Source organism: Roseovarius sp. MMSF_3359 (genome assembly GCF_030733385.1).
Taxonomy (GTDB): domain Bacteria; phylum Pseudomonadota; class Alphaproteobacteria; order Rhodobacterales; family Rhodobacteraceae; genus Roseovarius.
This window is the reverse complement of sequence record NZ_JASHJC010000022.1, coordinates 44098-50297: the sequence shown is the minus strand read 5'-3', so window position 1 is coordinate 50297 and position 6200 is coordinate 44098. Positions and strand designations below refer to the sequence as shown.

Below are 6200 nucleotides of genomic sequence, written 5' to 3'. Positions count from 1 at the left end.
GCGCATCAGCCATTCCAGGAAGAGCTACAAGCGAGGATTTCCGCGGAGGGCCTCGCGGACCGCGTCCTTTTTCCCGGCGAGATCGCCCCCGATGCGCTGCCTGCGCTGATGCGCGGGTTATCGGCGGTGGTCCAACTTCCCCGCTACGAGGGTTACGGCATGGCGCCGCTTGAAGGCATGGCCTCGGGCGTGCCCTTTGTGGCCACCGATCAGGGGTATTACCGCAGTTTCTCGGGTCAGGGCCAGGCTGGTGCGATTGTTCCCGAAGACGATCCCGACGCTACCATCGCCGCCCTGTCCGACCTTCTGAACACCCCCGACCGTTTCCGCAAAATGGCGCAATCGGCCCGGGACGCCGCCACCACGCATTTCAGCATCGCGTCCGAAGCCGACGGCATCGACGCCGTGTATCAGGCGCTATGGCAAAGCCAGTAAAGATCAGGTTCAAGTCGAAAGCCGTTGATTTTAATCACTTCTATTGAACCTTCACATGCCTGCTGCTACCAACGCCTGAAGTCGTATCGGGAACGCTGATCATGAGGCGACGGGGAGCAGTTTGCATCTGCATTGCCCCTGTTGCCAGCAGAGGGCCGTCCATTCGCGATCGGCGTTATCATTGGCTTTAGGAGGCGAATTTGGTGAAGAAAATAGCGGCCCTGGCAGTCCTGTTCGGCACATTGACGGCGTGCGGGTCCACGACCCTGTCTGTACCTGACAAGATCGAATACAGTGGCCAGGAAGCCTTTGACGTCGTGACCCTCTATACGAGCAACTTCGACTATCCACCCACCGATGCCCAGACCGAGATTGCGTTGAAAGAACTGGCAACCGGCAAGAAGTTTTCTCGGTTACCGGCAAGAGCCGCCAAGGCCTGCCCGTCGGGCGGCTATAGAATCCTGAAAAAGGAAGAGGCAAAGGTCGGGTCCTACCTGATCTCGGCCATCCCCAAACTCGTATCACGCTGGACGCAACGTTTCATCATCGCCTGCGAATGACAAAATGAAATGCCCGGTCGCCGGTCGATGCACCCGGCGGCCGGTGCTCAGACCACCAACCGGCCATTGCAGGGTGCAACGCCCTTCACAGCCCTGCATGCTGGTTTTCTTCCGTGGGCGCCGCCTGCGGCACCTGGGGCGGGGCTTTATCCAACAATGTGTCTACGGCGATCCTGTCGCGGTGGCGAAAAGCTATCAGGACGATACAGGCCGCGAAGGTGATGCTTGTTGGGTAAAAGACGTGTGAATTGAAGACGATGCGGTCAACACCGGTGATATACCAACGATAGGGATCAATGATCGCCCACCAGACGCTGATGGCGGTAAACCCATGGATCAGCGCCTGCAGCGACAGGGCATAGCGGCGCCAGAGACCGATCACGCACAGCACACCGATCACCAGTTGCGCGCCACCGGCGGCATAGCCCAAAACGGCATTCATCGTGTCGCTCAACTCCATCGACCGCAGCGCAAATGGCGCCTTGGCCTTCACGATCTTCGCGAGGCCGGACCAGATCAGAAGAAACCCCGTGCTCACGCGCAGCAGAAGCAAGCTGAACTGCTGCGCGATCGTGGATGTCACGATGGCGTCACCTCTCATGCCATTTTCCCTTTGGATCGAGGGCCACCAACCTGCCCGCCTTCATGTTCCGATTAACCGAAGATGGCGGCCCACTTACCCATAGGCCGCGAGGTGGGCACCGATGATCTCGCGCAGGCTGTCTGTGTCACTTGGGCCACGGACAATCTGCACCATTTCGCCGTCCCCATCGAACAGCAAGAGGGTCACATGCGGCACGCCGAAACGCGCGGCAAAGGCCCCGCCTTCCGCCGTGTTGATGTCTGCCACCAGAAAGGTCACCGCCTCATCGTCGAATGATTTCAACGCCTTGCGCGTCTGGCGCTGCAACTGCTGACACAGCGAGCAATTGGGGTCGTGCACCTGCACGACGGATGGTTTTCCCTTGCCGATCTTGGTCAGGTCCGCCTCGCAGATCGTGGCCTGCACGGATTGCACCGAAAACACCGTAGCACCGACCAGGACCGGCAGGGCGATGGCCGTATTGCGCGCCAATCGCAGAAACTTGCGGCGGCTCTCGGACCGGGCGGTCTCGGCTTCCACAGCGGGATCGGCCTGCTTTGGCGCACGTTTCGATTGCGGCTTCTTGCGTTGTTTTTTCACCGAGGGGCACCCCTGAATAGCCAATGACAGATGTGGCGCAGTATCATCCGCGACGTGGTAACGGCCCAATCACATTCCGGTGAAACCGGAGCGCGGGCCAAGGCATCAGTCGGGCGTCACCAGTTCCAGAACGCTCGGTCCCAAGCCTTCGACGATCCGCGCCACGCCGTCGGCATTCGGATGCAGCCGGTCGGGCAGGAAATACGTTGGCAAGTCCGCAGGCGCGGTCCCTTCGAGGCCCACGAAGAAATCCGGCGCATAGGCCACGCCGAACGCCGCGGCCAGTTCGGGGAAGATCGCATCGAAATCGGATTTGTACCCCGCGCCAAGGTTGGCGGGCGCTTTGAGGCCAACCAAAAGCACCTCCACCTCCTGCGCCCGGGCAACGGTCAGGATTTTCGACAGGTTCTCGCGGCTGACATCGGGATCAATGCCGCGCAACATGTCGTTGGCCCCAAGGGCGAGGATCATCACATCAACCTCTGGCGTCAGGCTCCATTCAACCCGCGCCGCGCCGCCCGCGGTCGTGTCGCCGGAAACGCCCGCATTGATGAGCGTCACATCGGCCCCCTGCCCGCGCAACCACGCCTGCATCTGCGGCACGAACCCCTGCGCTTCGGGCAAGCCGAACCCCTGTGTCAGACTGTCACCGAGCGCCAGGACCGTGACCTCTTCCGCCGAAAGCGGCGCGGCCAGGAAAAGAAAGCCCGCCATTACCTTGCCCCTGAGGCCCCCGACCCCATATGTCAGAAAATCTTTTGCAATCAGGCGCAAACCCATGGCTGATCCTATCCTGTCTCTCAACGACGCCACGCTTTCGCTCACGGGCAATGCCGGGTTGGTTGAGATACTTAAGGGGATCACGCTGGATGTCCACCGGGGCGAGAGTGTCGGGCTAATCGGTCCGTCGGGGTCCGGCAAATCGTCGCTCCTGATGCTCATGGGCGGGCTGGAACGCGCCAGTGGTGGAACAGTGACAGCCCTGGGCCATGACCTCTCGGCCATGTCCGAAGATCAACTGGCACGGCTGCGCCGCCACCATTTCGGCGTTGTTTTTCAATCCTTTCACCTGATCCCGACGATGACCGCCCTGGAAAATGTCGCCACGCCGCTCGAACTGGCCGGACACCGCGACGCACATGACCGTGCTGCCGAAGAACTGGCCGCCGTTGGGCTTGCTGGACGCGCGGGTCACTACCCCTCGCAATTGTCGGGCGGAGAGCAGCAGCGCGTAGCCCTGGCCCGGGCCGCTGCGCCACGGCCCGATATCGTTCTGGCCGATGAGCCCACCGGCAACCTCGACAGCGCCAATGGCGATGCGATCATCGACCTGCTTTTCGGGCTGCAGGACCGGCATAACACGACACTTGTACTGGTCACCCATGCGCCCGCGCTGGCGGCGCGCTGTGACCGGGTGATCGCGCTTCATGACGGCCGTATCGCACCCGACGCTTCCAAATCCGAGGCCGCGGAATGAGTTTTCGCACGGCCGCGCGCCTTGCCCGGCGGGAATTGCGGGGCGGTCTGCGCGGCTTTCGCATCTTCCTCGCCTGTATCATCCTGGGCGTCGCGGCGATTGCATTGGTCGGCACCGTTCGCGAGAGCATCAACGCCGGGCTGACCGCCGAGGGGGCAACCCTTCTGGGCGGCGATGCCGAGCTTGAATTCACCTACCGGTTTGCCAGCGACGCCGAGCGCGCCTGGATGGAGGAAACCGCCCTTGCGGTGTCCGAGATTGCCGATTTCCGCTCCATGGCGAGCGTTCCCGGCGGGACACGCAGCCTGAGCCAGATCAAGGCCGTCGATGAGGCTTACCCGCTCGTCGGAGAGGTCGCGCTTGATCCCGCGATCCCACTGGCCGATGCACTTGCCGGCACTGGGGACTTGCCCGGCGCGGTCATGGACCCGCTCTTGACCGGCCGGCTGGGCCTCAGCCCCGGTGACACGTTCCGTCTTGGTACGCAGGATTTTCGTCTGATGGCGGAGCTTGTGACCGAGCCCGACGGCATCGCCAGTGGTTTTGCCCTGGGGCCGCGCACGATTGTCGCCACGACGGCGCTTGAGAACGCGGGGCTCCTTGCGCCCGGAACGCTGTTTTCGACCAAGTATCGGTTGCTGCTGCCGCCTGGCACGGACATCAACCTGACGCAATACACCGCCGTAAAGCGGTTTGAAAACAGTGGCATGCGATGGACGGATGCCCGAAACGGCGCGCCGGGCATCGCGGAATTCGTCTCCCGGTTGGGGGCATTCCTGGTGCTTGTCGGCTTGAGCGGTCTTGCCGTGGGCGGTGTGGGCATTTCTGCGGCGTTGCGGGCTTTCCTGACCGGCAAGACGCACACGATCGCGACATTGCGCACATTGGGCGCGGATCAGAACACGATTTTCCTCACGTTTTTCCTGCAAGTGGCCGCGCTTGCCGTGCTTGGCCTGCTTATCGGCCTTGCGCTTGGCGTGGGCCTGCCGATTACGCTTGCGTCTTTGATCGAGGCCGAACTGCCGGTTCCGGCGATCTTTGCCGTCTACCCGGCGCCAGTGGCGGAGGCGGTGCTTTACAGCGTCTTGACCATCCTCCTATTCACCCTCTGGCCGCTGGCCCGCACGCAAGAGGTCCGCGCGGCCACGCTCTTTCGCGATGGCATGGCGCCCGACGCCAAACTCCCGAAACCGGTCTTTCTCATCGCCACCTTGCTTTTGATCTGCGCGCTGCTGGCGGCGGCGATCTGGTTTTCGGGCAATGCGCGGCTGACTCTTTGGATGCTGGGCGGGATCACCGGCGCGCTCATGCTCTTGGCGCTGTCTGCGATACTGATCCGATGGCTTGCCCGTCGCGCGCGCCCCCGTCTTCGGCGGGTACCGGCGCTTGGCTGGGCGCTCGGGGCCATCGGCGGACCCGGTGCCACCACGGTCCCGGTGGTCCTCTCGCTGGGGCTTGGCCTGTCGGTCCTGGCCGCCATCGGACAGATCGACGCCAACCTGCGAGGCGCGATCTCGAACGACCTGCCCGCCCGTGCGCCGAGCTTCTTTTTCGTCGATTTGCAGAAGGACCAGATGCCCGGTTTCCTCGACCGTCTCGAAAATGATCCCGCGGTCAGCAAGATCGACGAAGCCCCCATGCTGCGCGGGATCATCACCGCGATCAACGGCAAACCTGCGCGCGAGGTGGCGGGCGATCACTGGGTCCTGAGCGGGGATCGTGGCATCAGTTATGCCGGTCCGGTTCCTGCGCGCACGACCATCACTGCCGGTGCATGGTGGGGGGCGGATTACGACGGCCCGCCCCAGGTCAGCTTTGCCGCCGAAGAGGCCGCGGAGATGGGCCTGAACCTGGGCGATCTGCTGACCGTCAACATCCTTGGGCGCGATATCACCGCCACGCTGACCAGCCTGCGCGAAGTTGATTTCTCGACCGCGGGCATGGGGTTCATCATGATCATGAACCCCTCGGCCCTCTCCGGGGCGCCGCATAGCTTCATCGCGACCACCTATGCCACGCCCGAGGCGGAGGCCGCGATCCTCAACGATATCAGCGGCATGTTCCCCAACGTGACCGCAATCCGCGTGCGCGATGCGGTCGACCGGGTGGCCGAAATGCTCGGCGGTCTGGCGCGCGCATCGGCCTGGGGGGCGTCGGCCACGCTTCTGACCGGCTTTCTGGTCCTGATCGGGGCGGCTGCGGCGGACAGCCAGGCACGCAGGCAGGAGGCCGCCATTCTCAAAACCCTCGGTGCGACGCGGGCGCAGATCCTGAGCAGCCTTACCCTGCGCGCGCTGCTGCTTGGGCTGGCAGCGGGGGGCGTAGCCCTTGGCGCCGGTCTTCTGGGGGGCTGGGCGGTCAGCCATTTCATCATGGAAACCGGTTTCAGCATCAACTGGCCCTCGGCGCTCGCGATCATCTCCGGCGGGGTCGGTGTTTCGCTGCTGGCCGGGCTGGCCTTTGCCCTTGGGCCGCTTTCCGCCCGCCCGTCCCGGATCCTGCGCGCCCGCGACTGACACCTTGTTTTCACGACAATCAGCCCCAT

7 protein-coding genes are annotated in these 6200 nt (G+C 63.4%); 4 read left to right on the top strand and 3 right to left on the bottom strand.

What is annotated here, in order from left to right:
• Both RBB29_RS21015 and RBB29_RS21010 read left to right on the top strand, forming a co-directional pair.
• The coding region (locus tag RBB29_RS21015; RefSeq protein ID WP_306121216.1) for a glycosyltransferase family 4 protein at positions 1 to 435 on the top strand (435 nt) is incomplete at its 5' end.
• A gap of 203 nt (positions 436 to 638) precedes the next feature.
• Complete coding sequence (locus tag RBB29_RS21010; protein WP_306115275.1) at positions 639 to 995, top strand: hypothetical protein; 357 nt, start codon at positions 639 to 641, stop codon at positions 993 to 995.
• An 85-nt stretch (positions 996 to 1080) separates the two neighbouring features.
• On the opposite strand, the gene RBB29_RS21005 is transcribed toward RBB29_RS21010, so the two are convergent.
• The 3 genes from RBB29_RS21005 to RBB29_RS20995 form a co-directional block, all read right to left on the bottom strand.
• A complete protein-coding gene (locus RBB29_RS21005; RefSeq protein WP_306115276.1) occupies positions 1081 to 1596 on the bottom strand; it encodes a DoxX family protein in 516 nt (171 codons plus the stop codon).
• A 75-nt stretch (positions 1597 to 1671) separates the two neighbouring features.
• Positions 1672 to 2178, bottom strand: a complete 507-nt coding sequence (locus RBB29_RS21000; RefSeq protein ID WP_306115277.1) for a thioredoxin family protein — start codon at positions 2176 to 2178, stop codon at positions 1672 to 1674.
• Positions 2179 to 2283: 105 nt separating this feature from the next.
• Positions 2284 to 2958 (bottom strand): arylesterase, encoded by a 675-nt coding sequence (locus tag RBB29_RS20995; RefSeq protein ID WP_371931538.1) that lies wholly within the window; start codon positions 2956 to 2958, stop codon positions 2284 to 2286.
• On the opposite strand from RBB29_RS20995, the gene RBB29_RS20990 reads away from it, so the two are divergent.
• Both RBB29_RS20990 and RBB29_RS20985 read left to right on the top strand, forming a co-directional pair.
• The gene (locus tag RBB29_RS20990; protein ID WP_306115279.1) at positions 2957 to 3655 is read left to right on the top strand and encodes an ABC transporter ATP-binding protein; all 699 of its coding nucleotides are present in this window, start codon (positions 2957 to 2959) and stop codon (positions 3653 to 3655) included. The two genes, RBB29_RS20995 and RBB29_RS20990, sit on opposite strands and share 2 nt — an antisense overlap.
• Entirely contained in the window at positions 3652 to 6171 is a 2520-nt protein-coding gene (locus tag RBB29_RS20985) for an ABC transporter permease (protein WP_306115280.1), read from the top strand. Before RBB29_RS20990 ends, RBB29_RS20985 begins: the two co-directional genes overlap by 4 nt.
• The last annotated feature ends 29 nt before the right edge of the window (positions 6172 to 6200 follow it).